Below are 895 nucleotides of genomic sequence, written 5' to 3'. Positions count from 1 at the left end.
CCAGCCAGGTAACGCCGAGCTCTCCCATGCGGGACGGACCTCGGTCGTGGGAACCCGCCTGACCGACGTGCCCTCGCTGGGCACGTAGTTGGGATTTACCGGCCTTTTGCCAGCCATCTGCCGCAGTTCCCGTCAGTCGCGGCCGAGAAGGGTATGGGCAAGCTGCCGCGCCACAGCCTCGTTGGTGCTCAGGGAGTGGGTGATCGCCTTGCGGAACTTCTGCGGCGTCTTGCCGATCTCCCGCACGAGCTCCTTGGTGTCGTCCAGCAGCCGTTCCGGGCCGCCGAACACCTGCAGGGCCTGGAAGAAAGCGGTGCCGGCCGGCCCGGTGCCCCAGACTCGCGACGCCAGCAGCCCGCGCAGCGTCGCCTCGTCCGACCGGAAGTCGGTGTCCAGGTCGCCGGCCATGGTTTCGAGCTGCCCGATGCCGGTCGAGATGGGTTCGGCGATCTCGACGCCCTCCTCGTCCCTCACCGGCGCTCGTCCCCTTCGACCATCTGCCCGGCCAGCTGCTTCATCACGGTCTCGATGTCACCGTCGAGGTGAGCGCGCATCTGGTCGGCGGGAACCACAGACTCGAAGATCTCCACCACTTTGTCCTGGGCCTTCGCCGCGGCCCGGTGGATGGTGTCCGTGATCGTGTCGGCCAGCCCTCGGGCGTCGGGGTCGCGGAACACGCGAGGGTCGAGGTCGAGCCTGATCAGCTCGCCGCCGGCCCCCACGGTGGCGGAGACGAGGCCGTTGGCGGACTTCTCCGTGACCTCGACCGCGCGGGTCCGTTCGTGCAGATCCAACGCTTCGCTCTGCAGCGCCATGAATCGGGCCTGGAGCTCGTCGGCGTAAGCCTGCAGGCCAGCTGCGTCAACGTCCATCGACACATCCCCCAAGAGCGTCT

The 895-nt window shown here is 68.2% G+C and carries 2 protein-coding genes; both read right to left on the bottom strand.

Features of this window, described 5'->3' with window-relative positions; all coding sequences use genetic code 11:
* Window positions 1-132: 132 nt before the first annotated feature.
* The gene (locus MTP10_RS07420) at window positions 133-474 is read right to left on the bottom strand and encodes a hypothetical protein (RefSeq protein ID WP_310708276.1); all 342 of its coding nucleotides are present in this window, start codon (window positions 472-474) and stop codon (window positions 133-135) included.
* Window positions 471-872, bottom strand: a complete 402-nt coding sequence (locus MTP10_RS07415; RefSeq protein WP_310708275.1) for a YbaB/EbfC family nucleoid-associated protein — start codon at window positions 870-872, stop codon at window positions 471-473. Before MTP10_RS07415 ends, MTP10_RS07420 begins: the two co-directional genes overlap by 4 nt.
* Between the last annotated feature and the right edge of the window lie 23 nt (window positions 873-895).

Origin of the sequence: Nonomuraea sp. 3-1Str (assembly GCF_031570565.1) — a bacterium.
GTDB lineage: Bacteria > Actinomycetota > Actinomycetes > Streptosporangiales > Streptosporangiaceae > Nonomuraea.
This window is presented reverse-complemented; position numbering and strand designations above follow the sequence as displayed.

Coding starts and splice junctions, on each gene's coding strand:
- MTP10_RS07415 (WP_310708275.1), bottom strand. CDS start 872: ATGGACGTTGACGCAGCTGGCCTGCAGGCTTACGCCGACGAGCTCCAG.